This window comes from Pseudolabrys sp. (genome assembly GCF_050250095.1).
In the GTDB taxonomy this organism is placed as follows: domain Bacteria; phylum Pseudomonadota; class Alphaproteobacteria; order Rhizobiales; family Xanthobacteraceae; genus Pseudolabrys.
The window spans coordinates 84,998-110,051 of sequence record NZ_JBFWPH010000008.1; the positions used below are offsets into that span (position 1 = coordinate 84,998).

Sequence of the window (25,054 nt, forward strand, 5' to 3'; positions counted from 1 at the left end):
ATTCTGGCCGGTTTCCGCAGGGTTCAGGGTTAATCGGGGCTTAAGCGGCCCGGAGCGATAGTCGGCCTGATTCGGGCTGTGCCGGTGGAGGCGCGGCCCTTTTGTCCATCCGCGGTCTGCGATGGACTCAGTTTGTGGTGTAGCAAGGCCGCGGGACGCCTCCGGCGCGGCGGCTTCAGGAGAAGCGAATGGGCAAGAAGGACAAGGACAAAGAGAAAAAGAAGGCCAAGCTCACGGCGGCAAAGCCCGCGGTGAAGGCGGCCTCGAAGGCGACCGCCGCCAAATCCGCGCCGGTCAAGTCCGCGCCCGCGAAAGCCGCCAAAAGTTCCGACAAGACGCCGGCCAAGGCCGCCGGCAAGCCGGCTGCGAAATCCCCGCCGGCCAAGGTCGCCGCCAAGGCTGCCGCGAAGCCCGCGGCGAAACCCGCGCCGCTGAAGGCTGCCGCAGCGAAGGCCGCCGTCGCCACCAAGGCGAAGACGCCGGGCAAGGACGACGCGGGCGAGAAGGACGGCGAGGGCGCGCCCGACACGCCGCTGCCGCTGCTCGACCTCTCCGATGCCGCCGTCAAGAAGATGATCAAGGCCGCCAAGAAGCGCGGCTATGTCACCTTCGATGCGCTCAACGCCGTGCTGCCGTCCGAGTCCACCTCTCCGGAGCAGATCGAAGACATCATGGCGATGCTCAACGAGATGGGCATCAACGTCATCGACAACGAGGACGCCGACAACGAGGACGGCGAGGAAAAAGCCACCGACGAGATGGACGACGAGGAGGAGGGCGGCGATCTCGTCGAGACCTCGGCCAAGCCGCTCGCCACCACCGAGAAGAAAGAGCCGTCCGAACGCACCGACGATCCCGTGCGCATGTATCTGCGCGAGATGGGTTCGGTCGAACTGCTGTCGCGCGAGGGCGAAATCGCGATCGCCAAGCGCATCGAGGCCGGCCGCGAGGCGATGATCGCTGGCTTGTGCGAAAGCCCGCTCACCTTCCAGGCCATCATCATCTGGCGCGACGAACTCAATAACGGAAAAGTCTTCCTCCGCGACATCATCGACCTCGAAGCGACCTATGCGGGGCCGGACGCGAAGAACCAGCCGCCGCCGCAGATCGGGCCGGACGGCAAGCCGATCCCGCAGGCCGACGGTGCCAATGGCGCGAACGGCGCCGCGCCGAACGGCGCCGCGCCGAACGGCGCTGCTCCCAATGGTGCGAATGGCGGCCCGCAGCTGCGCGTCGTCCCGCCCGCGGCTCCCGCGCAGCCGGCGGCCGCCGCGCCGCCGCCCTACAAGGCAGCGCCGGCGACGCAGCCCTCCGACAACGAGGACGGCGAGCCGAAGGATCCGGGCGAGTCGGCGGCCGAGTCCGACTACGACGAAGACGACATGGAGAATTCGCTGTCGCTCGCCGCGATCGAGGCCGAGCTGAAGCCGAAGGTGATGGAGACGTTCGACACCATCGCCAGCGAGTTCAAGAAGCTGCGCCGCCTGCAGGAGCAGGACATCCAGTTCCAGCTCTCCAGCGGCTCCGGCTCGCTGTCGCCGAACCAGGAGCGCAAATACAAGAAGCTCAAGGAAGAGATCGTCACCCACCTGAAGTCGCTGCGGCTCAACCAGGCCCGCATCGACTCGCTGGTCGAGCAGCTTTACGACATCAACAAGAAGCTGGTGTCGAACGAAGGCCGGCTGATGCGCCTCGCCGAGAGCTACGGCGTCGCGCGCGACGACTTCCTGCGCCACTACATGGGCAACGAGCTGGACGCGCGCTGGCTCAATCGTGTCTCGAAACTTTCCGCCAAGGGCTGGAAGGGTTTCGTCGCCAAGGAAAAGGACCGCATCAAGGACATCCGCGGCCAGGTTCATGAGCTGGCCGGGCAGACCGGCGTGGAGATCGGCGAGTTCCGCAAGATCGTCCACATGGTGCAGAAGGGCGAGCGTGAGGCGCGCCAGGCCAAGAAGGAAATGGTGGAGGCGAACCTGCGCCTCGTCATCTCCATCGCCAAGAAATACACCAACCGCGGCCTGCAGTTCCTCGATCTCATCCAGGAAGGCAACATCGGCCTGATGAAGGCGGTCGACAAGTTCGAATACCGCCGCGGCTACAAGTTCTCGACCTACGCGACGTGGTGGATCCGGCAGGCGATCACCCGCTCGATCGCCGACCAGGCGCGCACCATCCGCATCCCGGTGCACATGATCGAGACGATCAACAAGATCGTGCGCACCTCGCGGCAGATGCTCAACGAGATCGGCCGCGAGCCGACGCCGGAGGAGCTGGCCGAAAAGCTCGGCATGCCGCTCGAGAAGGTCCGCAAGGTCCTGAAAATCGCCAAGGAGCCGCTCTCGCTCGAAACGCCGATCGGCGACGAGGAAGACTCACACCTCGGCGACTTCATCGAGGACAAGAACGCGGTGCTGCCGATCGACGCCGCGATCCAGTCGAACCTGCGCGAGACGACGACGCGGGTGCTCGCGTCGCTCACCCCGCGCGAGGAGCGCGTGCTGCGCATGCGCTTCGGCATCGGCATGAACACCGACCACACGCTGGAGGAAGTCGGCCAGCAGTTCTCGGTCACCCGCGAACGCATCCGCCAGATCGAGGCGAAGGCGCTGCGGAAGTTGAAGCATCCGAGCCGGAGCCGCAAATTGCGGTCGTTCCTGGATAACTAGCTCAACGGGTCATCCCCGCGAAGGCGGGGATCCATCCATCTCAATAAAAGTCATGGCCGGGCTTGTCCCGGCCATCCACGCCTTCAAAGCAAAACCCCGGCGAAAGCCGGGGTTTTTTGTTAGCGGATTATTTTGACGATGTTGCCGGGATGCTTCTCGATTGAGGTGATGAAGGCGTCTTCGTCGATTATGTGATGACTAGGATCGTAGACCACAAAGAGTGTATTTTGGCCGTTGTCACCGTACTTCGTGATATCTGCCGCAATGTCTTCACCCACTTTGCGTACATCGGACGACGACCGCACATATTTGAGTTCGACCCACAATGCCGGATCGCTCCAATCCGGCTTGGTAAGTCGGGATCCCCAACGGAGAAATGGATACTCGCGTGCTAAGTTTTCGTTGCCGGCCTTAAGTAGGCCGTCACATATTTCTTGAAGCCTAGGTTCATTCTCCGGCTTTGTCGTCGCACACGCGGCGGGGAGTCCCCTCTCTAGAATGGTGCCAATTCGCTCAGCAAATGTTTGCCAAGAGTCTGTTAGATGTTGGCGGTCAATTACAAGCCCCAGCAGCGAAGTTGAATCGATGCGTCCGTCCATGATTTCGGATGTCGAAGACGAAACCGCCGAAGCAATTGCTCGTTCGATAGACTTGCCATGACGAAGGTGCGTTTCGATGAGACGACGGCTAGCGTCTGTCGGTTGAGAAAACACGCGCGCTGCGCGTGCAATTTCAGTATTAAACTTCTCTGCGATTTCCTCTGGAGAACTTTTTGCAAGCTCTAAGGCGTGTCGAACATAATTGATGGCCATGATCCGATCACGCTCCTCCTTTCGCGCGCCAGTTAAGACAGGGGTCGCATAGTCAGATTCGGGGTCTAAGTCGGCCGCATCAGCGGCAAGTGCCGCGAGGCGTCTGTCAATACATTGGCTGCACCGTCCGCAGTGCCACGCGATAGCGCGTCCGCTCCTAGTTCTTGAGCAGGAGCAGGAGCTCCGGATCAAATCGCCACCGCCCAAGCTCCTAATTCTGGCAATGACGTCGGTTTTAGTGAGGTCAATATACGGATTATCGACAGTATACGGCCTTCCAACAATTTCAGCTGCTAGCCGCTGTAAAATATGAAGTGTTACGGGGTGAGTCGTGCGCGAAGCGCGCGCTCTTAGCACTTGGTCAGCGATGGGTAGATTCAAGCTAACGACGCCGTTCTCATAGAACGAAGTGCCGCTAGCTTGAATCGACTGGCCGACAGCTAGTGCAAGCGCCCAAAATAGGAATGACCTAGTCCTTTGAGTGTATTCCCGAGCTTCCGTGCCGACCTTGTGGACCCACACCGGCACCCGCAGAATTGGGATTTTTGGAAACGTCTCCTTTAACCGAAGAAACAGCTCCTGTTGTCGACTATCCAAAACCGGAATAGATCGGTGACAAACCAGCACAAGCTTTTCGCCGTTGGAGGCGCATTCAATCGCGCCGCCGAGGCTGTCTAGCCCACCAGAAAACAATATAACTCTTGAAGGATTATCAAACGGCCAATCTCTCTCGGAGGCTGGCTTAAGGTCCAAATAGCCCTGAACAATCCGGCTATCCTTGAGCTTCGAAAATCGAAGTTCGTACTGGTCGTCCGATAGAAAGCTGAGTGCTTCGACGATCAGTCCTTTAACGTGCGACTGATTCCAGAAGTTGGGGTCGCGAACGCCGATCTCAAGTTTGAAGGAACGAGACCAAGGTTCAATGGCGCCTTTGAGCCAACCTCCATCGCGCGGCACGGTAGAGTCTGCGGAATAGACGAACGCTGCGATTTCCAGAATATCGGCAATTCTGTCGGTGAGGTTCCGCTGGAAGACTGCGGCAATGTCATTGAAAACGACGTTTAGATTTTGCTTCGGTCCAAACGTGTATAGTTCGGCGAGTTTGCCGTCTGACTTTTTGGCAGCTCGTTTTTCCAGATTGCAGCGGAAGGTGAATGTTCTTTTCATTCACCGTCCATTCCGTGCAAAAATTCGTCTTGAAGTTTTTTACACGCGTATGAAACGAAACGCTGGGTATTTTTTCGGTCAATTCCCTGTTCAAACTCTGTTTTAGAAAACCACTTTTCTGCAAATTCGTGGACAATTGCAGCGCGTTGATAGGCGTGTTGTCGAAGCTCTGCATTGAATCGCGTTAGGTCTTCTGCGCTGTTAACTAGTTTTTGTCTGCCGCCCGGTTTTATGAATTTACTCAGATAAAATCCGAGCATCCGACTCATAAAATTGGAAAAAAAAGACCGTGCGATGCTGCCAAAGTTTTTCTGCGTTCCGAGATCGCGAAGGTCGGTTAAGAGTTGTTCTTGAGCACCAGAAAATAGATCGCGCGGCTGGCTACGAAAATAGGCTGTTAGTGTCTCGCCGATTGCGAGTTGCGCCATTTCAGCAACGTCAGACTTTCCTTTTGCTTGCCTGAAATGATCGTCGATGACTCGGTGCACCTCGATAGTGAGGTCCATGTGAGTCTTTGCCGACGAAAGCTGAAGGCCGAGATTCTCTAGCTCAGCGGCAGCATTGGGGGTTCGAGCAGCGAGGGCAATTTGGGTGAGAAAGAAAAAGATAAACGAGAGTCCACCGTCCTTGACGCCCTCTTTAAGGGCCGCCGCGGAAGCTTTTACTGTAGCTCCCGCAAGTGACGCGATTTCTCCAGAGTCGGAAGCTTCATCAATGCTCGACTTCGACGAAGCGAATATTCCAACGACATCACGCCATCGTCGCGTGGTCGGAATCTTGCCTAAGCGAGTGTGCCCCATAGGCCAATTATTCCGTGTCTTGCCTCGATCGTGCAACCGACCAAGAAGCGGCTGTTTTTTCTTGAAAAAGCAAAAGTAGGAGACTATATTCCTATTCATCCCGCCCCGTCTAACCGGGGGCGTTTGATCAGCGTCATCTGACGCGGGGCGGGGGTCTGATCGGTGATGCCGCGCGGGGTTCGCCCCGGCGGCCAGCCGAAAAGGCCGCGGTCCGCGCCTCATATTGCGCGGGTCGTTATGCGGTGGCCGTGCGGCGCTTCGAGACGCGGAGCATCGCGCGGCAGGCGCAAGCCTTGCGTCCCCATCCGGCAGGTCGGCCGGCGCAGCGGCGGGTACAACGCTCCCCCGCCGGGGCACGCAGGGAAAAAGCCTTCCATCACCGCGCGCGGAGTGCCGGGTGCCGGCGCGTCCGTGGTGACTTCGCTCGTGTGGATGAACTCATATCCCACACGAGGCCTCGGGCGTGGTTGACGCCCGGCACTCCGCGCGCCCCGGTTCTTCCGGGTGGCACGCTGAGGGGAACGGGACGACGGCGTACCCGGCGCCGGATCAAAATACGGGCGTCTCCGCATGTCCGGTTTACCGGATATGCGGCAAACTAAAATGCGCGCGTCTGCATTTCCCCCACACCGCGCGCGGGCATCTTGACCGGCCATACGATCTGCTAAAATGCTGTCTCAGGCCGCGCGCCGGCCGCAGCAAAGCAGGGAGAAATCGCGATGGCGAAAGGTCAGATGAAGAGCAAGAAGGAAACCAAGAAGCCGAAGGCCGACAAGAACGCGCCCAAGACCGTTTCGGCTTACAAGGCCGCGCAGGCCAGCGCGAACAAGAAGGGCTGAGTGGGGCGGCGCGGGACATTGTCTCGCATAGCGCGCGGACTGCGCTCGACGCGCACGCGCATGTCGGGAGCCCACGTCGGGCTTGCCCGATTTGGGCAAGTTTCAAAAGCCGATATGCGCAATAAAAACCCGCCGGCATTTTCTCGCATAGCGCGCGGACTATGCTCGACGCGCGATGCAGACTATCGCGCCATCGCTTTCTTCTTCTCGGCCTTGCGCTCGGCCTTCTTGTCGGCGCCGGTTCGCGCGAGGCTCTTGATGGCGAGGGGCGGGCGGCCGGATTTCTCCGCGATCTCGCGGTCCTGCTCGATGATGTAGCCGCGCGCCGGCTCGTCCTTCTCCAGCCCGCCGAGCAGTTCGGCCGGCACGCGCCGGTTCGAGCGCTGCGAGCCGTCTTCATAGACCACGTCGAAAAAGACGAATTCGCCCTTGGGGTTGGTCCCCGGCTTCTTGGCCATCGCGATTGTCCTGTCTGAAAGGGAGGCCCGCTTCGGGGCGGCTGTTGGCCCGCGTGCTACACCCTTCGCCGGCAAAAGGCCAGCCGCTTTCGAGGATCGCCCGCCCGTGCGAGACTTGCGCCGTTCTCATCGGACCCGCCGATCCCGTGCGTATTCTGATCCTGCTGTTGCTGGTTGTTCTCGCCGTCGCGCCGGCGCGTGCTGCCGATGAGCCGCGCACCGACCGCGTGCGCACCGAACTCGCCGCGCCGAAAAATCCCGCGCACCAGACCATCCACGACCGGCTCCAGCGCATGCAGATGCTGGAGCGGTTGGCGCGGTTCCTGTCGCCGTTCCGGCTGCCGCGCGAGGTGCGGCTCAAGGTCGAAGGCTGCGACGGCGACGTCAACGCCTATTACGAGGATGACGTCGTCAAGGTCTGCTACGAATATCTCCAGTTCATCCTCGACAACGCGCCGCAGGGGCGTAACGAGGACGGCGTGCGCCGGCGCGACGCGGTGATAGGACCGACCATCGACGTGTTTCTGCACGAGATGGCGCATGCGCTGATCGACCTGCTGAAGATTCCCGTGCTTGGCCGCGAGGAGGACGCCGCCGATCTGATCTCCGCCTATATCCAGCTCAAGGCCGGCGGTGCGGACGCCCGCGCGCTGATCCTCGGCACCGTGCATCTCGGCCGCGTCGAAGCGCGCGGCGTGCTCGGCAAGCCGGTCGAGGTCAAGCATTACGCCGACGAGCACGGGCTTGCCGGCCAGCGCTATTTTAACGTGCTGTGCGTCGCCTTCGGTTCCGATCCGGTCATGTTCGCGGACGCGGTGACGGTGTGGGGATTGCCGGCTTCACGCGCCGAAAGCTGCGAGGGCGAATATAGGCAGCTCGATCATGCCTTTCGCACCCTGATCGAGCCGCATATTGACCAGGTGTTGCTTGCGCAAGTGCGCGAGCGGCGCTGGCTCTCGGTCGGAGGTCCGGCGGGAGGGGGCGGGCCGCAAGGCCGCCCGAAGCGATGACCTCACCGAATGCCCGCGGCGCTCATTCCATCAATTCACTCAAGAAGCTCATTTGGCGGATAGGCGGGGTTATAGCTGCGCGGCTGGTTCGCCATCACCATTTTGGCCAGCGGCCAGCACATCGCGCACCCGGCGGCGAGCACGCCGAGCACCTCGAGCTTGCGCAGGATGACCAGCAGCACCAGCGGCGCGACGACCCCCATCGCGCCGAGGATGATGGCGCACACCAGCACCACCATGTAGCGGCCCTCGCTGTAGCCGGCGATAAAGCGGATGGCGGAGGTCAGCTTCGCACGCTCGAGGCAGCGGTGCAGGTCGCGCACGAAGCCGCGGTAGATCGGCGTCTGCGCGTCGTCGACCGCGCCATAGGCGGTGCCGTCGGTCACGGTCAGCATGCGCCCGCCGGTGAAGGTGATCTGGCACTGGTTCAGCGCGTTGCGCCAGTCGCCTCCGGATTGCATCCGCACTTCCTGGATGGTGTTGAGCGGCGCGCGCATCTCCTGCCCGTCCTGCGTCCACAGCACTGCGTCGGGTTGCAGCGTCACGCCCCGGTTCGGGTTGCGGAACACGAAGCGCGGCTGGCCGATCATCAAAGTGAGGTCGTAATGCCGGCTCGGCGTCTCGCCGGTCGGGCTCTGCGGTGTCGGCGCGGCGGTGTCCATGCGGGCTCTCGCTCGGGCGATCCTGGTGCGATTCTGGCGTCGCGCCGCCATTATACTATGATGCGGAAAGAAGGTTGCGGGGGACAGGTCTGCCGATGAGCCAGAACAGCGAGCCGCGCGGCGTCTTGACCGTGCGCATCGGCGCCATGCCCGCCGACACCAATGCGAACGGCGACATCTTCGGCGGCTGGGTGCTGTCGCGGATGGACCAGGCCGGCGGCATCGCCGGGGTCGAGCGCGCCCGCGGCCGCGTCGTCACCATCGCGATTGAGGCGATGACCTTCATCCGCCCGGTCTGGGTTGGCGACGTGCTGGAGGTCTATACCGAGGTCACCTCGATCGGCCGCACCTCGATGAAGATCCACATCGAGGCCTGGGCGCGTCGCTTCCGCACCGAGATCCACGAGAAGGTGACGGACGCGAACTTCACCTTCGTCGCCATCGACGACAACGGCAAGCCGCGTCCGATTCCCCGGAACTAGGTCGAACGCCGATGGCCGTGACGAAAGACTTCGAGCCGATCCCGCTGCCGGATTATGCCGAGCTGACCCCGCAGGAGATGCAGGCGCGGGCCGAGGCGTTCCTCGCCGATATCCGGCGGCGCCACACGGTGCGCGAGTTCTCGCCGCGCCCGGTGCCGCGCGCGCTGATCGAGACATGTTTGATGGCGGCCGGCACCGCGCCGAACGGCGCCAATCACCAGCCGTGGCATTTCTCGGTGATCGGCGATCGCGCGATGAGGGCGCGTATCCGCGCCGCGGCGGAGGAGGAAGAGCAGACCTTCTATGCCGGCCGCGCCGGCGCGGAATGGCTCGAGGCGCTGCGTCCGCTCGGCACCGATGCCGACAAGGGCTTTCTCGAGGTCGCGCCGTGGCTCATCTGCGTGTTCGGCGCGCGCAAGAGCTCGAGCGCGGACGGCGTGATGCGCAAGAATTACTACGTGCCGGAGTCGGTCTCGATCGCGGCCGGTTTTCTGCTGGTCGCGCTGCATCGCGCCGGCCTCGTTGCGCTCACTCATACGCCGGCGCCGATGGGCTTTCTCAACGAGATCTGCGGCCGGCCGGCTGCCGAGAAGCCCTATCTCCTCGTCGTCACCGGCTATCCGGCGGCGGGCGCGCATATTCCGCGCCACGCCACCGAAAAGAAGCCGCTGTCGGAGATCGCGACGTTCTTTGAGTAGTTCTTACGGCACCACCAGCTCGACGCGCCGGTTGAGCGCGCGACCCTCGTCGGTCGCGTTGGAGCCGACCGGAGCGAGGTAGCCGATGCCGGCGGTGTAAAGCCGGTTGCGCTGGATGCTGTAGGACTTGGCGAGCGCTGCGGCAACGGCGTCGGCCCGCGCTTTCGACAGGCTCATGTTGTGCTCGTAGGAGCCCTGGCTGTCGGTGTGGCCGACGATGAAGACGCGCATGCCGGGCTCGCCGTTCAGGAGCTTGGCCATCTCGTCGAGCGTCGGCTTACTTTCCGGCTTGATGATCGCCTTGTCGGTGTCGAAATAGATGCCATAGAGCGCGATATGGCCTTTCTCGCCGAGGCCCTTCTTCATGGCGGCGGCGTCGACCATCTTGTTGTCCATCGCGCCGACCACGGCGACGACGAGCTGCGCGGTGACGTTGTCGTTGTTCTTGCTGACCAGCACCGCGGCGTAGGTTTCGGAGGCGGCGTCCTTCTTCACGCCGGCGTAGTAGCGGTAGTTGAAGCCGTCGACCCACATCGCCGGGATCGGCAGGATATCGACGCCCTCCGTAAAGGGTATGCCGCCGCATTGGTCGGTGTCGCAGGCGATCAGCGTCTGGAAGCCGGCCTTGGCGAGCTGGTTCTCGAAGTTCCGCGACACCTCGAGGATCGAGGGGCCGGGCTCGGTGCGGTAGGCGACGCGGGTGACGCGGCCTTCGAGCCGCCGGGCGTCGGTCGCCTTGCCGTCCTTGAACGGGGCGGCCTGCAGCTTCACCGCGTCGAAGTCCTTCGCCTCATAGCCGGTGATGACGCTGCCGGCGAACCGGCCGATGCCGGGATAGTCGCGGGCGCCGCGCACATCGCGGGTCTGGGCCTGCGCCGAGGTGATGAGACAGAAAGCTGCGAGGGAGGAGAACAGCGCGAAACGAATCGTCGACGAATGCGGTGACGTGCGCATCACGATGGAAGCCTTTCGGTTGTCGGGCGGACTTGTCCAAGGTCCGGGTCCGTGCATCCCCAGCCGGTCATTATGCATGGCTCCGGAGCCGGCGCTATCGCAACCGGGAACTGCCTGGTTAACAGGGCTTTAAGAGCGGTGGCGGATTTGCGGCGACGCCGCGGGGCAGGCGAAAGCAGTGCGCCGTCGCACGGGACAAAAGGTTGGATGCCCAACCATTCGGCGTCCGGTGGTTAATCGCACAGCATTTGCATACGGCCATGACAGCGGAACGACGGGAGGTTTGCTGGACACGCATAGGAATCATGTCCGATTGGCTCTGTTGCAGTGCAGCGAATCCGCTTATGTAACGGACAACAAAAACAACAAAGTCTGGAAACGCTGAAGGTCGGCCGAACCCGAAAGGATCGAGACCATGGCGTTTATCACCGGCGTTGTTTCATCTGCTGCCACCGTCCCCGCGAACACCGTGCCGCGCCGCAGCTTCTTCGTGCGCGTCCTGAACGCGTTGATCGAGTCGCGCCAGCGTCATGCCGATCGTGAGATCGCCCAGTACCTGAAGCTGACCGGCGGCAAGCTCACCGATGACGTCGAACGCAACATCGAGCGGCGTTTTCTGAAGGGCTGAGACGGACGAAGCCGGATCGCTCAGGCGGCCCGGCGGACGGCTCCGACACATTCAACCTGACCGCGCCGGCCTCGTGAGCCGGCGGGGCCGAACCAGTGAACATGAGGAACGAGTAAGATGACTGCCTTGATCGCAACCCTGACCCACACACCTTTCGCCGGCGCCGCCTCTCGCGCCGTCGCAGCGGTGAAGATCTTCTTCGAAGCTTTCGCCGAGGCCCAGGCCCAGGCCGCCATCGCGCGCAAGCGCTGGCCGTTCGTCGAGTAATCCGGCCGGGTTACTCGAGACCCTCGACGAAGCGCATGTCGCGCTCGACATTTCCCGTGCCGAGCGCGCGCAGCGCCTCCTGATAGCCCGCCGAATCGTGACAGGCGATCGCCTTGTCGAGACTTTCGAACTCGATGACGACCGTCCGGGTATTCTGCCCTTCCTCGTAAGTCTTCGCCGGCATGCCTCGCACCAGCATGCGCCCGCCGCCCGCCGTAATCGCCGGGCCTGCAAGCTTGGCATAGGCCGCCAGCGCGTCCGGGTTTTTCACGGCGTTGTAGGTCGTAATCCAATAGGTCTTGGGCATCGCGGCTCCTCGCATGACTTGGCGCGTGGAGGTTACGGGATGATTCCGAAAAGCCAGCCCTCGGCCGCCGTCCCACTCAGGACGCAGCGGCGTTGCTGTCCCGATCCTGATCGAGGGGCGGCGGTTCCGGCGCGATGACCGAGGGGCTCGCGGGATCGAGCGTTTCGGTCGGCACGATGGCGCCGACCGGCGCGGTGGCGGCGAGGTCGAAGTCCGTCTTTTCCGGTTCGGTGAGCGACGCCTGCACCGATCTCCGGTAGGCGATGTAGGCGGCGAGCAGCGCCTGCGTGAAGGCCGTGAACAGGAACAGCGCGCGGGGGCCCTCCGCGGTCATCAGCATCGAGGCGAGAAACGGCCCGATCGCCGCGCCGAGCGCGTTGGCGAGCAGGATGGTCGCCGCGGTCGGCAACATGTCGCTCGACTCGGTCTTGTCGTAAGCATGTGCGGCGGCCAGCGAATAGCCCGGCAGCGTAGTTGCGCCGAACAGCATGGCGAGCGCGATGAAACCTGCGCCGCTGACCGGCGCAAGCCACAGGCAAAGCCCGCTCGCCATCGCCGCAATCAGCGTGACCAGCAGAACCAGGCGGCGGTCGAGCCGGTCGGACAGGCGGCCGATCGGCCACTGCGCCGCGGCGCCGGCAAGCGTCGCCGCGCTCATGAAGAGCGCGACCTGATGGATTGCGAGTCCACCGCCCACGGCCGACACCGGGCCGAGCGACCAGAATGCGCCGTTCGCGAGGCCGATCGCGAAACTTGCAACGAGGCCGGCGGGAGCGGCGCGATAAAGCTCGCGCGGGCGGAACGACACGATGGTGATCGGGGCGGGCTGCGCCGAGCGCGTCAGCGCGACCGGCACGATGGCGAGCGAGGCGAGCATCGCCGAGACCATGAAATTTCCGGCCTGATCGATCGGGTAGGCCGAGACCAGCATTTGCCCCACGGTGAGCGCGCCGAAGTTCACCATGACGTAGGTGGACATCACGAGGCCGCGGTTGTCGTTCGAGGTGCGGTCGTTGAGCCAGCTTTCGATCACCAGATAGAAGCCGGCGATGCAGAAGCCGGTGACGAGACGAAACAGCGTCCAGGCCGGCACATTAGCGACCAGCGGATATGCGAGCGACACCGTGACCGCGAGCGCGATCATCGCGGAGAAGGCGCGAATGTGGCCCGCGCGCAGAACGAGATAGGGGCCGAGCAGGCAGCCTGCCACGAAGCCGCCATAATAGGCCGAGCCGATCAAGCCGAGCGCAAGCGCGCTGAAACCTTCATGGATCGCGCGCAACGGCAGCAAGGTGAATTGCAGGCCGTTGCCGGCGAGCAGAAATGCGACGCCGAGGAGGAGGGAGGAGATCGGACGGATATTCGAACCCACGCGGCTGCGGCCTCGAAATTATCAGCGCGGACAGATTAACCAGCACCGGTAACACTAAGACTCATTTTGTGATGCCGGCAGCGAGGAACCCGATTTATCAAGCCACATTCTGGCCTCACTTGGAAACGATCAAGGCGCAAATCCCGACAAAATTTTGGAGTTGTCATGACCCGTCTCGCCGCCTGTCTCGCTACCGCCTGCGTAGCGCTGCCGGTCGCCTTCGCGGCGCCCGCGCTTGCGCAAGATGCGCATCGTTACAAGATCGTCGATGCCAATGGCAATATTCAGGCGCTGATTTCGAAACACGCGGCGGCTTACGGCGTTCCTGAGTTGCTGGTTCGCCGCGTCATCCATCGCGAGAGCCGTGGCAATCCGCGCGTCATCAGCAAAGGCAATTACGGATTGATGCAGATCCGTCTCGGCACCGCCCGCGCGATGGGCTATCGCGGCGGCGCGCAGGGGCTGCTCGACGCCGACACCAACATGACCTATGCGGTGAAGTATCTCGCCGGCGCCTACAAGGTCGCGCACGGCAATCACGATCTCGCGGTTCGCTACTATGCGGCGGGCTATTATTTTGCCGCCAAGCGCAAGGGCATGATCGACGGCAACGACACCACGGCGCTGGCGAGCCTCGCTTCGGCGAACGAAACCCTTTCGGCGAAGGCCGGCCCGGAGACCAAAGCCGCCGGTCCCGACAAGAGCCCGAACCCGGCTTACTTCCAGCGGCAGAACAAGAATTACTGACGCGCCTTGCCGTCGTTCGGCGTGAAAGCGCTGAACAACGCGGCCAGCGGATTTTGATCGGCCACCGGCGCAGGCTTGGTGGCCGATTTTGCATTTGGCTTGCGGTGCGACGTGCGACGCGGCTTCGCCGCCGCCGCGGCAGCAGGTTTTACGTCCGCCGCTTTGGCTTCGTCGGATGCCTTTGTCTCCGGCGCGGCCGCCGCGTCCGGTTTCTCCTCCGGCAATGCCGAACTCTCGTCGGGCATTTGCAGCCGCTTCGGCTGTTGGGGGGCGATCGTGGCCGGGGGCTGGCCGACCGGAAGTTCGGTCGATGATGTCTCGCCGATATCGATCGGGATCACGTCGTTGATGGCGCGTTCGGTGACGGAGCCGGTGACGTCCTCGTCCGGTTCCGGCAGAGCGTCGGCGCCGGTGGCCGGCAACCCGGCAGTTTGCGTTGTGTCGGCCGGCGCCGGTTCGGCTTGTGGCGCCGCCGGCGGCACGGCGACCTGCTGGTCGTGCAGGGTGCGAAGCCGGTCGAGCTCCTCGGCACGCCGGTAGGCGGCGCGCACCACGAACTGCTTCCATTCGGGGTGCTGGTCGGGATCGATCAAGGCGCCGCGTGCCGGCCGGTCCAGCCGCGCGAAATTCGGCTCCGGCGCAGGCGCGATCTTGAATCCAGCTGCGAGGCCGAGCGTGGCGATCAGCACACAACCCAGCAGCGTCACTCTTAGCAGTGGCAGCATGCGCAACTCATAGCTGAGTCGCGGAATCGCCGTGAACCAACCACCATGAATCCTGCGCAACCGGCCACACGCATGACGAGTCCCGTGGGCCGGTCTCGCGCCGCGCCGTGACAGCCACGGCCGCCATTGCTAGGACAGGCGCTGCAACCGACAGGACCGGATGGGACACATGCCAGCATTGCCGCACTGTCCAGTGATCGCGATCGAGGAGCATTACTGGGACGCCGAGTTGATGAAGACGGTCGGCGCGGCGGGCTTCAACGCCGATGCCGAGCTTCAGAAGCGGCTATACGATTTCAGCGGCGTCCGGCTGCAGGAGATGGACGCCGTGGGCGTCGACATCCAGGTGATCTCGCACGGCGCGCCATCCGGCCAGCGGCAGCCTGCCGACACCGGTCCCGCGACGATCCGCGCGGTCAACGATCGCCTCGCCGAAAAGATCGCTGCCAATCCCAAGCGCTTCGCCGCTTTCGCCGCGCTGCCGACCGCGAACCCTCAGGCCGCCGCCGACGAGCTGGAGCGCGCGGTGACGAAGCTCGGCTTCAAGGGCGCGATGTTGCACGGCATGACCGACGGCGAGTTTCTCGATCTGCCGAAATATTGGCCGATCTACGCGCGCGCCGAGGCGCTCGATGTGCCGATCTACTTCCACCCGGCGTTCCCGCATCCGGCGGTGACCGAGGCTTACTATAAAGACTACGTCAAAGACTTCCCGATGGTGATCCGCCCGGCCTGGGGCTTCACGGTCGAAACCGCGACGCAGGCGATCCGCCTGGTGCTGTCCGGCGTGTTCGACAAGCATCCGAATCTGAAAGTGATCCTCGGCCATCTCGGCGAGACGCTGCCGTTTCTGCTGGGGCGCATCGACGAGGCGCTGAAGCGGCCGGGCCAGAAGAGTATCGACTTCCGCGCCGTGTTCTCGAAGAATTTCTATGTCACGACCAGCGGCTTCTTCTCGACGCCGGCGCTGCTCTGTACCGCGATGGAGATGGGCGTCGACCACATCCTGTTCGCGATCGACTGGCCGTTCGTGATGAACCCGCCGGCGATGGACTGGATCAAGAGCGTGCCGCTGTCCGAGGAGGACAGGATCAAGATATTGAGCGGTAATGCCCGGCGGCTTCTGAAGATGTGACCGGACGCCGGCTTCCCGCCGGCCGGCGCGGTCCTGGCCGGCTCCGGCCGGCATGGCGGTTTCCCGCGATTCTCCGCTATAAGTCCTCCGGGGCCTGTAGCTCAATGGTTAGAGCCGACCGCTCATAACGGTCTGGTTGGAGGTTCGAGTCCTCCCGGGCCCACCAATGAATTCAATGCGTTGTCACTGCTGCTTGGCCTTGGTCGATGCTTCGACCACAGATACGACCACAGAAACCCGTTCCCGTTCCTTTCTCGTTATGGCCTCGGCAGCGCCTTTCAGGTGATCGGGGCTATGGTGGCCGTAGACGCGCTCGAGCGTTGCAGCCGACATGCCGAGATAACCCGCCGCCTGCCAAACCGGCACACCCCGCTGTAATAACCAACTGGCTGCGGTGTGCCGGAGCGTGTGAGGGACGATCTTGCCGCCTTCCGTCGAAAGTCTGGCGAGACGGACTGCCCGTGCAAAAGCCGTCTTCACCGACAAAATTGGCTTTCCGTTGAACTCAACGAAGTGGCCGCCGACCAAGCCCATTCGCTGCCACCGCCGCATATGGGCCAGCAGGCGAGGCGGGATAGGGGCGGGCGGCTGGCGCTTGTTGGTCGCCCGTTTCCCCTGTGCCAAGCGATAGAAGACCCCTTGGTCGAGATCGACATATGACCGACCTTCGGCTTGGATCGGTGACGCCGATGCTACCGCGCCCGCGCGCGTGCCCGTGTAAACGCCGATGAGAATGAACCGCGCCAGATGCCGGAGCGGCCGTTTTGTGGTCGGCAGGTTGAGACCTTTTTCGTTCCCGCGATACCGTCGCTGCACTTCGCGATATCGCCAGCAGGTCCAGATAAGGTGTGCGACCTCGGAACGGGTCAGCCAACGGTCGCGAGGCATTCCCTTTGGGGGGAGCCAAATCGACACGACTTCGCGGTGGAGATTCTCAGCGGCGTGATGCTTGATCGCCGCGCGAAGATCCTCCAGATCACGACGAGCGCCGCCGACGTTTCCGCGCTTTCTCGCGTAATCCTGACATGTTGCGGTAGATACCTCGGACAACTTCATACCACCCCAAAACGCGTTCAAACGGTAAATGCGACCAAGGAATCGACGGCGGTTAGCCTGACGGCTCTCGGTATCCTGCAGATAGATCGCCAACACGTCGGCCACATCGATGTCTTCAATCTCGCGGTGCTTTCGGGCAGGGCGATATTTTCGCGCGATGTACTCCGCTAGGGCTTTTTGGGCAGGTTCTGGAGGTCCGCCAGAAGTCGACTTTCCAGTGCACCCTGTGGCGTAATCGCGAGAGCCATCCCGGATGATCCAGACTGCCTTGCGTCCGATATCTGGTCTCGCGGCGCGCAAATAGAGCCGTGGCCCTTTGCCTGGACGCGGCATAGCTTCCTCATTTCTTCGATGTTTGCGAGCGTCGTGTAGTCTTTGCCGGCGATGCGCTCGATCGCGAGGCGACCTCGTGCCGCTTCGCGGCGAAGGCCGGAAATAGAACCAATTTGCCGTTCGGCTTGACAGCTCCGGTCAGGCGCGTTGTCCAACCGGTTCTCTTCGCATCGAATTTTCCTTTGCCGTCGAGCCGTGCGGAGCCGTCAGGATTGATGATACCTGTGTATGTTTCCTTCCCCGGACGTTTCTTGGTGTTGCGTTCTCCAGTCAAAGATTGACCGTCGATCACGAGCTTGATGGGCCGGGCGAACGCCGGGTTCTTCTTGGAATCGGAAGACAGGCTTGAGCACTTCAATTTTGCCGGTACGGCATGTCCGGCTGCGTTGGCCGACGTCGTTGCAGCAATTGCAAGGATGCACAGTGTGATGACGGTAATGGGCTTCATTTGTTTCTCCCCCGGAGCGCAGATGAGAAGGATTGATTTTGAGTACGTTTTTTCGACGACTTGAGATTCGGTGGTGCATGGTCTCCTTTTCAAAATATCTGATTTTTAGATAATCTGGAATCGCGATTATTGGTTCTGACCTCCGTTTTCTGAGGTCGAACTGATGCCTAGGACCCTAGGTACGCCCCGGCATGAAGCGTTTCGGCGGCTTTTAATCGAAGCTCGCCGTAAGGCTCAAATGACGCAAACAGATGTCGCGAGGGCGCTAAGGCGACATCAGTCCTTTGTTGCTACAGTTGAGACTGGCCAGAGGCGGGTCGATGTTGTTGAGTTGCTCGATTTTGCCGAAGCGATTGGGTTTGACCCGGCTTCTTTCCTTCGCAAGCTACGAAGGGTTAGCAAGTAACCGTTGTTCGCGGCTTATCAATATTCGTCAGCCAACATCAGCGTCATGACCCGGCACGTAACGTTCGGGTCCGCCGGGTCGGGCGAGTGCATGGTCATGCTCAGGTCGTAGTAGTCGATTTTGAAGAAGATCGAGTGCCCCTGAACGTCAAGGCTGCCAAAATCGCGCTCGCCATGCGGGTCATTGTCCTCGCAGAATTCATCGAAGCTGGCGACGGCTTTTAGGATCTGAGAGACGGTGTGATCGCCAAGAGCGGCAACGCCTGATGTAATGAGGGCGTGACCTTTTCCGAGATTGTTACGGAGTTGATCGTTGAGTACGGCGATCCGTTCAGCCCGTGAGGACATGTGCGGTTTCCAGATGAGGGAGTGAAAGGAAGCGGCTCAGCGTGTCTTGGGCGCCGGATGCATCAGGCCAAGGTCAGTGCGGGGGCGGCGAATAGGCGGCAGGGCCGGGAAGTTCAGCCAGGTGAGGACCAGCGTATCCGCAGACTGTTCGGTGACGCGCGCTTCCCACCACTGCTCACACGGGCCATCCTCCTTGGCGAGAACGATGTGCTGCGGAGCGACTGACGACCAGTCGGCGGGGTAGGACTTCGGACCCTTCGATTTGCTAGCCGACGCCTTCAGCGTCGCCTCGGGGGTGTGCATCAGGGCAAGGGTGTTGCGATGCCGCTGGAACGGCTTGCCAAGGCCGACATTCATTGAGCGAAACCGCGCCCCGCTGACCCTGCTCCATACCTGCCGTAACATGGCGAACAACGGGTCCACCGATCCCTACTGTGTCCGAGTTCTCGCGGCCGTCCCGGATGATAGCGAATCCACTTTCTCTCAACTGATCGATGTTCCACAGGTAACCGCCGCCACTATGCTCGTTCAGTCGTAATACGAAATGATCATTGCGGCTGCCGTCAATCCTTGTCTCCGCGTCGCGCTCAGTCAAACGCCATACGTCGCCGCGATAGTCTTTCGGCTGATGATCTTCCAGAAGTTCCATCTTCAATCTCTTAGGCTCGATACGTCGCAGTGCGTTGCCATCAGCTCTTGAAATCAGGTTGTATCTTTGCAAGGTCCAAGTCATAGCTTCGTAGCTAACGCCCAAGCGCAACGCGAGCTGATACGCAACATCGGCTTTCTTGAGGTCGATCGCCAACCAACCTTGCTTCACGCAGTGCCATTCGATTTGCCATCGCGGCATTAGATAAGCGACAGCGAAAGCATCCGCTTCGACTTCCTGATACTCTGGGTCTTCTGATTTCGGCAGGTTTGCCATCGCCATTCGACGCAAGATGTTCTCGTTGTCTAAGCTTGGCTTGTGCCTCATGCGAAAATGACCGAGTTCGTGCGCTGCGGTGAACCGCTGAATTGACAACGGACGTTCGGTGGTGATGAGGACACCGGGGGTTGGTTCAGGCAAATACGCGCCCAAAAGGCCCTTCAGCGGTCGCAGAAGTAGCGGCAAGTTTTCGGCAACTGCAGCATTGAATACGTCGATACTTCCTCCCTGTTTTTGCATTTTGGCGCGCGTATCGGATTGAACGTGCAGTCGGGCCGCTGCCATCGTTCCGTTTCTAACTGCCTCTGCGTAGGTGTCCGCCATAGCTATCACTGTCCCGCTGTCTGAGACCGGGCTCGCAGATATTCGACAAATCGGCTTAGCTCTTCTCGATCTCGATCTGAGAGATCAGCCGCTTGCTTTGCCAAAAACAAAACGCTTGTAGGTAGTGCCGAGGCTGCAGCATCTTCGCCTGTGAAATAGCTGATGGATTGTTTGTATAGTTTTGCGAGACGCGTCAGCTCGATGGCCTCCACGCGTCGCTGGCCGCTTTCAATGTCTCCAAGCGCAGTGCGCGGAATTTTCAGGTACGAGGCAACATCTTCTTGCTTTAGTCCCAGATATTTCCTTGCTTCACGTAACCGCTCGCCGAGCCGTTGCCGCTCAGCGACTTCATTTGTCTGAGCGAATTGATCATTCATTTTTTGGCTCCTTTAGGTCCATTTTTTACCCACGCTTGTTCGATGCGCGGCATTAAATGATCCATTGCCTGATTGACTGAGGTGTAGCCACCAGCGCGGACGAGGCTGTCTTTCAGCTCGAACTTGACGAGGTCCTCAAGTTCGCACAGCAGCGAGACCACATTGAGTGAGTCGAGCTGAACTCCTGCCTGGCATTTGCCTGGCGTGTCCGCTGGAAGCGTAGTGCCTTTTAGAGCCGCATCAGATTGGGCAGCGTCGAGAAGTAAGTCCCGAAGCTTTGCTTCGACGGTGCCCCTTGGAAACGCTAAAGTTGTGCTTCCTGGCTTGCTGACTGTACCGACCGCCATAGGACCCTCTGTGTCAATTGGCGACTTTGGGATAGTTATAATGTCTGAAAATCAGACATGCAAGGATTTTGTTCTCTGGGAGTTGCGGACGCCTAGATATGCGTAAAACCAGGCTGTGCCCCTAACTAAGCTAATGATTTCATGCGAATTTTTTTACCGCCTGATGTGGAAGCGTTGTCGTCGTTAATTCCGCGATTTCTTGCGTTGGCGGGGGAGGATGCCTGGAACAAGCGGTGGCACCAACTTAAGCGTGATTTTGAACGTTCTCCCGCACAACAGAAGATTGTGGCTGACTACCATTGGCTCGAGCTGCTTCTGAACGACCAAGCTGCGGCACTCGCGAAGTATGGACATCTCAACCCGCCTCTAATCGTAGAGGACTTGGCCGTCTTACATTTCATCGCGATGGTGGTCGAAGTCCACGCGCGCCTTACGCCGTCTGGGCAGAAAGTGTTGCAGGGCCGCCTTCGGTCGGCGCTTGGCGCTGAGACAGGGTTCGCAGCTCTCTACCTTGAAATGGATATTGCTCGTCGTCTTTTTGACAGCGGCAATGAGGTTGATTTTCCGGATCTGGAGGGGACGGCACAATACGACATCCGTTTTTCGCGAAATGGTGTCTCGGGTGAGGTAGAATGCAAAAGCCAATCTGCAGATGCTGGAAGAAAAATACATCGGAAGGACTTTTACAGATTCATTGATAAAATTGAGAAAGCACTTGAACGGCGCGCTGCGACCGGCGCGAAGGAAGTCCTGCTAATTACCTTGAGCGAGCGATTGCCTTCTGATGCGGAAAAGCAGAAGACTCTTGTCGATGCGGTACTGCGCGCAGTTTCGGGCACTGATTTACCCAGCATAGTCGGCGATTTTTTTATCCTTACACGTGAGAAAGTTAACAGCTCAATTGAGATTGCTAGGTCAAAAGGGCAACGCGCTTTATACGGTGCCTGCATCCGTCTGTATGGCGAGCGCCTTCACGTCGCCGGTCCAATAACAGACGAAGGTATCTGTATCGTCGTTATGCGCAGCACTCTTGAGGACGACACCTCAAAGCCCTGGCTAGAAGCTATGGAGAAGGCTGCAACGCAATTCTCAGGGTCGCGAGCTAGTTTCATTGCCGTACAGTTTAACGACTTGTCACCCGATGAATTGTTGAGCCCAAGCCTCCGACGACGAGCTGAAATCCTTTGTGGTGCGCTATTTCGGCGATCGGAAACTTCGCATGTTACCGGAATACATATTTCTCCATATCGCGGCTTCATTGAGTCCGCTCAAGGTATCGGTGCCCCAGCTTTTGGATATTTCAATACCAAATCACGCTTTTCTTCCAATCCAGCTGACTATCCCGCATTTCACGATACGCTATCGGATCGTCAATTTGCGCAGCTCATTGGAGCTGAAACCTATCGAAGCCGCTTCTACATCCGCTTTGAGATCATGATTTCACACCTGGTGGTCAGATTTCGGAAATTGCTCAGGAAAATTCTCGGTAACTGGTAAGGCAACAAGATGGACAGACGAGAATGTGTTTATGTAGTTGGAGCCGGTTTCTCGGCGGGACTTGGGTACCCGCTAACATATGATTTATTGCAACGTTTGTGGCCACGTCTCGATGCCAACTTCAAAAAGCGTCTTGTCAAAGTCATTCAGTTTCATCATCCACGGTTTGATGAGAGGCGCTTTTCCTCGTTCCCGAACGTCGAGGAACTTCTGTCTGAAATGTTTGTGAACGAGGAGCTGTTTGAGGCGAGCCGTGAATACGACGGATCATTCACGATAAACGATCTACGAGAAATTCAGCGTGAGCTGTTAACTCAGATTGCTGCATGGTTTCACGAGCTATCGAAAAAAGTGAATCCAAAAAAGCCCGACGCCGCATGGCTGGTTAAATTTCGCAACCTCGTGCGCGCAGAAAACGCGGCAATTATCTCTTTTAATTGGGATCTGATTCTTGATGAACTTCTCTTCGCTTCTCAGCTTGACGCAAGTAGCTATGGTTTTGGAGGCGACTTGTGGTCCTCACCCGTTCTGCTCAAACCGCATGGCTCGTTAAACTGGTTTGCGGGTCCGAGCGCCAAGTTTATCGGATCCGATCGCCGGACCGTACTTTACAAGGAAGCGGGGGAAACCGTTCACGCGTTTCTTAAATTCAGGTCACCGATCTCTGCAAAGCGTACATATTTCCCTTTGATTGTTCCCCCGCATCACCTAAAGCGGTTCGAGCAGCCTGTGTTCAGAAACCTATGGCGTAAATGCACGTCAACGCTGAGCACAGCAAAGAGGGTTGTGTTTGTGGGCTATTCAATGCCTACGGCAGATATCCATGCTCAATTTATTTTGCGCTGTGGGTTCGATTACCAAGTGCGTGGCGCAATGCAGCCTAATGGAAAGAGGACAAAGGCGACGGGCATTTCAGAAGTAACGATTATCAATCCGGACCGCGCTGCTGCCGTTCGTATCGAATCAGTTGCAGGGCCGCACGCTCGTTGCGAGTGGGTCTCGACTCCAGCTGCGGAATGGGTAGCGCAGTCGATATGAAGTTTTCCAGTAGACCAAAGTGGATTCAGCGGTACTGAGCTTGCGATCCCTTCTGTATGAATGGGCTAGTCTGCAACGATTTGGCAAAAGCGGCGAACACGCAATCATATTGCAGGCGAACAGTCTTTATTTATCTATTGAAGCCGTGAACAAAGTAGCAATTGTTCACGAGTGTAGCAGACCTTGTTGTGTATTTGAGGCCTTCAGTACAGCCTGTGAATAGAAGAGCTAAGCTTCAATACTATTCAACTGTGGCTCGTCGCGCGGATATGCCGAGGCTTGGAGCGAGTATGTCGAAGCCGCGCAGTAAATTCACTTTCCAATATTTGACGGACATTAATTCCGAGACGACTTCATTCAAGCCCACTACTGCCGGTCTCTGAGGGGCTGGCAAACAACAAACGTCACCGGTCGACGTTAGTTGACAAGGTACTTAGTGGCAATTAGCGGATAGAGATGAACCGCCACTCAACTTTTCTAGTCGGTAATTGGACCTCAAGTATTTTTCGACGATTGAGAATGTGGTCTCGAACAAGAAAATTGCTTCGTCCATGAACGTTCAAGTTCTTGGTATTCTTAATATTACAGAGGACTCGTTCTCCGATGGCGGAAGATATGTAACGCCAACGGCTGCACTAGCTCATGCGAGGGCGTTGATTGCCGAAGGGGCCAATATCATTGATTTAGGTCCAGCTGCGAGCAATCCAGATGCTCAGAAAGTCAGCGTTCAGCAGGAGATCGAACGAATCTCGCCGCTCATCAAGTTTTTGCATGAAGAGAGAGCTCAGATCTCAGTAGACAGTTTCCATCCCGAAACGCAACGCTTTGCAATCTCACAAGGAGTGCATTTTCTGAACGATATTAGGGGGTTTCCGCATGCTTGGTTCTATCCAGAATTGGCACATAGCAATTGCCAGCTCATTGTCATGCATTCCATGCAGCGCGACGGCATCGCAACTCGAGACGATAGAACTCCGTCCGTTGTGTGGGATCACATCATTCGTTTTTTCTCTGAGCGGACAAACGCTCTGCTTAAGGCTGGAATATCTTCCAAACGAATAATTCTTGATCCTGGCATGGGCTATTTCCTAAGCAGCAACCCGGAGGCATCCGCCTTCGTGTTGGGAAACTTGAGACGCCTTTGTGATCGCTTTCAATTGCCGATATTGATCTCGGTATCGCGAAAATCTTTCCTTCGTAATCTTGTCAGCCGTACTGTGGACGAATCCGGTGCCGCAACACTGGCCGCGGAAATCTGGGCCGCAAATCACGGGGCTAGCTATTTGCGCACGCACGAGCCCGCTCCACTGCGTGATGCTCTCTTGGTCACGAGGGCGTTAAGCGATCGCCGCGCGCAATCGCAATAACGACCAAAAAGTCGGAATAAAGCGAAGTGCGTGTGTAGCGCTTGACAGTGCAAAAGAGGACTTTACACTGTTCGTCCAATGAACGATTGTGCGTATATCGAACGTTGAGGTGCTGGATGTCGACCCGCCGTGGAAAATCGCCGGTATCAGGGACCGTGCGAATTGGTACCGTTCCGGGATATGGGCTCAACGAATTGCGGACGCCCGCGGCGCCGCTTATCCATCTTGAGCCAACTGCATCACAGACGAGCGGCCCTTACTTTCCGCCGCGCCTCGTTGATCCAGAGGAAAGCAATCTCGCATTCATGTCTGGTCATGCGACGCGTGCCGAAGGTGAATTGATCAGCGTTACCGGTCGTGTCCTCGGAGAAGACGGCAATGCATTGCGATATGCGCTGGTTGAAATCTGGCAAGCGAATCGCCATGGAAAATACCGCCATCCGGTTGACGATGAGCATGAAGCGCCGCTGGACGACAATTTCAGGGGGTTTGGTCGTTGCCTAACCGACAGTGGCGGACAGTATCGGTTCTTTACAATTAAACCGGGTCCATACCCTGTTCCAACCTATCAAGATTGGATGCGGCCGCCGCATATACACTTCTCGGTCTTTGGTGCCGGAGTCATGCAGCGGTTAATCACGCAAATGTACTTCGCAGGGGAGCCCCTTAACGACGTCGATATGATCCTCAATGCGGTCAGCGAGCAGGTCGCCCGAGACCGGTTGATTGTTAGTCCATCAAGAACGATCGTTGAACGCGGCGAAAACTGCGACGAGTACGTGTTCGATATCGTGCTGCGCGGTACAAATGAAACTCCGTTCTTCGACGAATAGCTTGACGCAAGATTCCACTTCATC

General features: G+C 59.5%; 27 protein-coding genes and 1 tRNA gene. 14 read left to right on the plus strand and 14 right to left on the minus strand.

What is annotated here, in order from left to right; translation table 11 throughout:
* Positions 1-431 precede the first annotated feature (431 nt).
* Complete coding sequence (gene rpoD, locus AB7F10_RS19170; protein ID WP_428563810.1) at positions 432-2,666, plus strand: RNA polymerase sigma factor RpoD; 2,235 nt, start codon at positions 432-434, stop codon at positions 2,664-2,666.
* Positions 2,667-2,785: 119 nt separating this feature from the next.
* Here rpoD and AB7F10_RS19175 read toward each other — a convergent pair whose 3' ends face one another.
* From AB7F10_RS19175 to AB7F10_RS19185, 3 genes are all read right to left on the minus strand, one after another.
* Positions 2,786-4,645 (minus strand): hypothetical protein, encoded by a 1,860-nt coding sequence (locus AB7F10_RS19175; protein WP_428563617.1) that lies wholly within the window; start codon positions 4,643-4,645, stop codon positions 2,786-2,788.
* Positions 4,642-5,445 carry a hypothetical protein gene (locus AB7F10_RS19180; RefSeq protein WP_428563615.1) on the minus strand — a complete coding sequence of 268 codons (804 nt, stop codon included), beginning with the start codon at positions 5,443-5,445 and terminating at the stop codon, positions 4,642-4,644. Before AB7F10_RS19180 ends, AB7F10_RS19175 begins: the two co-directional genes overlap by 4 nt.
* 1,021 nt (positions 5,446-6,466) lie before the next feature.
* Positions 6,467-6,742 carry a hypothetical protein gene (locus tag AB7F10_RS19185; RefSeq protein WP_428563613.1) on the minus strand — a complete coding sequence of 92 codons (276 nt, stop codon included), beginning with the start codon at positions 6,740-6,742 and terminating at the stop codon, positions 6,467-6,469.
* A gap of 146 nt (positions 6,743-6,888) precedes the next feature.
* Between AB7F10_RS19185 and AB7F10_RS19190 the strand changes: the two genes are divergently transcribed.
* Positions 6,889-7,752 (plus strand): DUF4344 domain-containing metallopeptidase, encoded by an 864-nt coding sequence (locus AB7F10_RS19190; RefSeq protein ID WP_428563611.1) that lies wholly within the window; start codon positions 6,889-6,891, stop codon positions 7,750-7,752.
* A gap of 35 nt (positions 7,753-7,787) precedes the next feature.
* Here AB7F10_RS19190 and AB7F10_RS19195 read toward each other — a convergent pair whose 3' ends face one another.
* Complete coding sequence (locus AB7F10_RS19195) at positions 7,788-8,414, minus strand: hypothetical protein (protein ID WP_428563609.1); 627 nt, start codon at positions 8,412-8,414, stop codon at positions 7,788-7,790.
* Between the two features lie 95 nt (positions 8,415-8,509).
* On the opposite strand from AB7F10_RS19195, the gene AB7F10_RS19200 reads away from it, so the two are divergent.
* A complete protein-coding gene (locus AB7F10_RS19200) occupies positions 8,510-8,896 on the plus strand; it encodes an acyl-CoA thioesterase (protein WP_428563607.1) in 387 nt (128 codons plus the stop codon).
* Positions 8,897-8,907: 11 nt separating this feature from the next.
* Positions 8,908-9,594, plus strand: a complete 687-nt coding sequence (locus AB7F10_RS19205; RefSeq protein WP_428563605.1) for a nitroreductase family protein — start codon at positions 8,908-8,910, stop codon at positions 9,592-9,594.
* 3 nt (positions 9,595-9,597) lie between these two features.
* On the opposite strand, the gene AB7F10_RS19210 is transcribed toward AB7F10_RS19205, so the two are convergent.
* A complete protein-coding gene (locus AB7F10_RS19210; RefSeq protein ID WP_428563603.1) occupies positions 9,598-10,551 on the minus strand; it encodes an OmpA family protein in 954 nt (317 codons plus the stop codon).
* A gap of 412 nt (positions 10,552-10,963) precedes the next feature.
* Here AB7F10_RS19210 and AB7F10_RS19215 point away from each other — a divergent pair, with 412 nt between their 5' ends.
* Both AB7F10_RS19215 and AB7F10_RS19220 read left to right on the plus strand, forming a co-directional pair.
* A complete protein-coding gene (locus tag AB7F10_RS19215) occupies positions 10,964-11,176 on the plus strand; it encodes a hypothetical protein (RefSeq protein ID WP_428563601.1) in 213 nt (70 codons plus the stop codon).
* A gap of 117 nt (positions 11,177-11,293) precedes the next feature.
* A complete protein-coding gene (locus tag AB7F10_RS19220; RefSeq protein WP_428563599.1) occupies positions 11,294-11,443 on the plus strand; it encodes a hypothetical protein in 150 nt (49 codons plus the stop codon).
* Between the two features lie 10 nt (positions 11,444-11,453).
* Here AB7F10_RS19220 and AB7F10_RS19225 read toward each other — a convergent pair whose 3' ends face one another.
* Both AB7F10_RS19225 and AB7F10_RS19230 read right to left on the minus strand, forming a co-directional pair.
* Positions 11,454-11,750 (minus strand): DUF1330 domain-containing protein, encoded by a 297-nt coding sequence (locus tag AB7F10_RS19225; protein ID WP_428563597.1) that lies wholly within the window; start codon positions 11,748-11,750, stop codon positions 11,454-11,456.
* Positions 11,751-11,826: 76 nt separating this feature from the next.
* Positions 11,827-13,122, minus strand: a complete 1,296-nt coding sequence (locus AB7F10_RS19230; RefSeq protein ID WP_428563595.1) for an MFS transporter — start codon at positions 13,120-13,122, stop codon at positions 11,827-11,829.
* Positions 13,123-13,287: 165 nt separating this feature from the next.
* Here AB7F10_RS19230 and AB7F10_RS19235 point away from each other — a divergent pair, with 165 nt between their 5' ends.
* Positions 13,288-13,869 carry a transglycosylase SLT domain-containing protein gene (locus AB7F10_RS19235; RefSeq protein ID WP_428563593.1) on the plus strand — a complete coding sequence of 194 codons (582 nt, stop codon included), beginning with the start codon at positions 13,288-13,290 and terminating at the stop codon, positions 13,867-13,869.
* On the opposite strand, the gene AB7F10_RS19240 is transcribed toward AB7F10_RS19235, so the two are convergent.
* The gene (locus AB7F10_RS19240) at positions 13,863-14,594 is read right to left on the minus strand and encodes a hypothetical protein (RefSeq protein ID WP_428563591.1); all 732 of its coding nucleotides are present in this window, start codon (positions 14,592-14,594) and stop codon (positions 13,863-13,865) included. The genes AB7F10_RS19235 and AB7F10_RS19240 overlap by 7 nt on opposite strands.
* Positions 14,595-14,763: 169 nt before the next feature.
* Here AB7F10_RS19240 and AB7F10_RS19245 point away from each other — a divergent pair, with 169 nt between their 5' ends.
* Positions 14,764-15,729: an amidohydrolase family protein gene (locus AB7F10_RS19245; RefSeq protein ID WP_428563589.1), complete on the plus strand. Its 966-nt coding sequence runs from the start codon at positions 14,764-14,766 to the stop codon at positions 15,727-15,729.
* A 90-nt stretch (positions 15,730-15,819) separates the two neighbouring features.
* Positions 15,820-15,895 (plus strand) — tRNA-Ile (locus AB7F10_RS19250).
* A gap of 17 nt (positions 15,896-15,912) precedes the next feature.
* On the opposite strand, the gene AB7F10_RS19255 is transcribed toward AB7F10_RS19250, so the two are convergent.
* Together AB7F10_RS19255 and AB7F10_RS19260 are read right to left on the minus strand one after the other, a co-directional pair.
* A complete protein-coding gene (locus AB7F10_RS19255; protein ID WP_428563587.1) occupies positions 15,913-16,890 on the minus strand; it encodes a tyrosine-type recombinase/integrase in 978 nt (325 codons plus the stop codon).
* 235 nt (positions 16,891-17,125) lie between these two features.
* Positions 17,126-17,566 (minus strand): hypothetical protein, encoded by a 441-nt coding sequence (locus AB7F10_RS19260; RefSeq protein WP_428563585.1) that lies wholly within the window; start codon positions 17,564-17,566, stop codon positions 17,126-17,128.
* A 163-nt stretch (positions 17,567-17,729) separates the two neighbouring features.
* On the opposite strand from AB7F10_RS19260, the gene AB7F10_RS19265 reads away from it, so the two are divergent.
* Positions 17,730-17,972 (plus strand): helix-turn-helix domain-containing protein, encoded by a 243-nt coding sequence (locus AB7F10_RS19265; protein WP_428563583.1) that lies wholly within the window; start codon positions 17,730-17,732, stop codon positions 17,970-17,972.
* A gap of 17 nt (positions 17,973-17,989) precedes the next feature.
* On the opposite strand, the gene AB7F10_RS19270 is transcribed toward AB7F10_RS19265, so the two are convergent.
* The 4 genes from AB7F10_RS19270 to AB7F10_RS19285 form a co-directional block, all read right to left on the minus strand.
* Complete coding sequence (locus AB7F10_RS19270; RefSeq protein ID WP_428563581.1) at positions 17,990-18,319, minus strand: DUF3768 domain-containing protein; 330 nt, start codon at positions 18,317-18,319, stop codon at positions 17,990-17,992.
* A 265-nt stretch (positions 18,320-18,584) separates the two neighbouring features.
* Positions 18,585-19,571 (minus strand): ImmA/IrrE family metallo-endopeptidase, encoded by a 987-nt coding sequence (locus tag AB7F10_RS19275; RefSeq protein ID WP_428563579.1) that lies wholly within the window; start codon positions 19,569-19,571, stop codon positions 18,585-18,587.
* Between the two features lie 5 nt (positions 19,572-19,576).
* Positions 19,577-19,948 (minus strand): helix-turn-helix domain-containing protein, encoded by a 372-nt coding sequence (locus tag AB7F10_RS19280; RefSeq protein ID WP_428563577.1) that lies wholly within the window; start codon positions 19,946-19,948, stop codon positions 19,577-19,579.
* Complete coding sequence (locus AB7F10_RS19285) at positions 19,945-20,295, minus strand: hypothetical protein (RefSeq protein WP_428563575.1); 351 nt, start codon at positions 20,293-20,295, stop codon at positions 19,945-19,947. The genes AB7F10_RS19280 and AB7F10_RS19285 overlap by 4 nt, the downstream gene beginning before the upstream one ends.
* A gap of 141 nt (positions 20,296-20,436) precedes the next feature.
* On the opposite strand from AB7F10_RS19285, the gene AB7F10_RS19290 reads away from it, so the two are divergent.
* The 4 genes from AB7F10_RS19290 (at position 20,437) to pcaG (ending at position 25,030) form a co-directional block, all read left to right on the plus strand.
* The gene (locus AB7F10_RS19290) at positions 20,437-21,792 is read left to right on the plus strand and encodes a hypothetical protein (protein ID WP_428563573.1); all 1,356 of its coding nucleotides are present in this window, start codon (positions 20,437-20,439) and stop codon (positions 21,790-21,792) included.
* Between the two features lie 9 nt (positions 21,793-21,801).
* Positions 21,802-22,830 (plus strand): hypothetical protein, encoded by a 1,029-nt coding sequence (locus AB7F10_RS19295; protein WP_428563571.1) that lies wholly within the window; start codon positions 21,802-21,804, stop codon positions 22,828-22,830.
* A 551-nt stretch (positions 22,831-23,381) separates the two neighbouring features.
* Entirely contained in the window at positions 23,382-24,197 is an 816-nt protein-coding gene (gene folP / locus AB7F10_RS19300; RefSeq protein WP_428563569.1) for a dihydropteroate synthase, read from the plus strand.
* Positions 24,198-24,313: 116 nt separating this feature from the next.
* Positions 24,314-25,030: a protocatechuate 3,4-dioxygenase subunit alpha gene (pcaG, locus tag AB7F10_RS19305; protein WP_428563567.1), complete on the plus strand. Its 717-nt coding sequence runs from the start codon at positions 24,314-24,316 to the stop codon at positions 25,028-25,030.
* Positions 25,031-25,054: the final 24 nt, after the last annotated feature.

What these genes read in the sequence shown, in the direction of transcription:
- AB7F10_RS19175 (WP_428563617.1), bottom strand. Translation starts at nt 4,645, where the DNA reads ATGAAAAGAACATTCACCTTCCGCTGCAATCTGGAAAAACGAGCTGCC.
- AB7F10_RS19180 (WP_428563615.1), bottom strand. Translation starts at nt 5,445, where the DNA reads ATGGGGCACACTCGCTTAGGCAAGATTCCGACCACGCGACGATGGCGT.
- AB7F10_RS19185 (WP_428563613.1), bottom strand. Translation starts at nt 6,742, where the DNA reads ATGGCCAAGAAGCCGGGGACCAACCCCAAGGGCGAATTCGTCTTTTTC.
- AB7F10_RS19195 (WP_428563609.1), bottom strand. Translation starts at nt 8,414, where the DNA reads ATGGACACCGCCGCGCCGACACCGCAGAGCCCGACCGGCGAGACGCCG.
- AB7F10_RS19200 (WP_428563607.1), top strand. Translation starts at nt 8,510, where the DNA reads ATGAGCCAGAACAGCGAGCCGCGCGGCGTCTTGACCGTGCGCATCGGC.
- AB7F10_RS19205 (WP_428563605.1), top strand. Translation starts at nt 8,908, where the DNA reads ATGGCCGTGACGAAAGACTTCGAGCCGATCCCGCTGCCGGATTATGCC.
- AB7F10_RS19215 (WP_428563601.1), top strand. Translation starts at nt 10,964, where the DNA reads ATGGCGTTTATCACCGGCGTTGTTTCATCTGCTGCCACCGTCCCCGCG.
- AB7F10_RS19220 (WP_428563599.1), top strand. Translation starts at nt 11,294, where the DNA reads ATGACTGCCTTGATCGCAACCCTGACCCACACACCTTTCGCCGGCGCC.
- AB7F10_RS19225 (WP_428563597.1), bottom strand. Translation starts at nt 11,750, where the DNA reads ATGCCCAAGACCTATTGGATTACGACCTACAACGCCGTGAAAAACCCG.
- AB7F10_RS19235 (WP_428563593.1), top strand. Translation starts at nt 13,288, where the DNA reads ATGACCCGTCTCGCCGCCTGTCTCGCTACCGCCTGCGTAGCGCTGCCG.
- AB7F10_RS19240 (WP_428563591.1), bottom strand. Translation starts at nt 14,594, where the DNA reads ATGCTGCCACTGCTAAGAGTGACGCTGCTGGGTTGTGTGCTGATCGCC.
- AB7F10_RS19245 (WP_428563589.1), top strand. Translation starts at nt 14,764, where the DNA reads ATGCCAGCATTGCCGCACTGTCCAGTGATCGCGATCGAGGAGCATTAC.
- AB7F10_RS19260 (WP_428563585.1), bottom strand. Translation starts at nt 17,566, where the DNA reads ATGAAGCCCATTACCGTCATCACACTGTGCATCCTTGCAATTGCTGCA.
- AB7F10_RS19265 (WP_428563583.1), top strand. Translation starts at nt 17,730, where the DNA reads ATGCCTAGGACCCTAGGTACGCCCCGGCATGAAGCGTTTCGGCGGCTT.
- AB7F10_RS19270 (WP_428563581.1), bottom strand. Translation starts at nt 18,319, where the DNA reads ATGTCCTCACGGGCTGAACGGATCGCCGTACTCAACGATCAACTCCGT.
- AB7F10_RS19275 (WP_428563579.1), bottom strand. Translation starts at nt 19,571, where the DNA reads ATGGCGGACACCTACGCAGAGGCAGTTAGAAACGGAACGATGGCAGCG.
- AB7F10_RS19280 (WP_428563577.1), bottom strand. Translation starts at nt 19,948, where the DNA reads ATGAATGATCAATTCGCTCAGACAAATGAAGTCGCTGAGCGGCAACGG.
- AB7F10_RS19285 (WP_428563575.1), bottom strand. Translation starts at nt 20,295, where the DNA reads ATGGCGGTCGGTACAGTCAGCAAGCCAGGAAGCACAACTTTAGCGTTT.
- AB7F10_RS19290 (WP_428563573.1), top strand. Translation starts at nt 20,437, where the DNA reads ATGCGAATTTTTTTACCGCCTGATGTGGAAGCGTTGTCGTCGTTAATT.
- AB7F10_RS19295 (WP_428563571.1), top strand. Translation starts at nt 21,802, where the DNA reads ATGGACAGACGAGAATGTGTTTATGTAGTTGGAGCCGGTTTCTCGGCG.
- folP (WP_428563569.1), top strand. Translation starts at nt 23,382, where the DNA reads ATGAACGTTCAAGTTCTTGGTATTCTTAATATTACAGAGGACTCGTTC.
- pcaG (WP_428563567.1), top strand. Translation starts at nt 24,314, where the DNA reads ATGTCGACCCGCCGTGGAAAATCGCCGGTATCAGGGACCGTGCGAATT.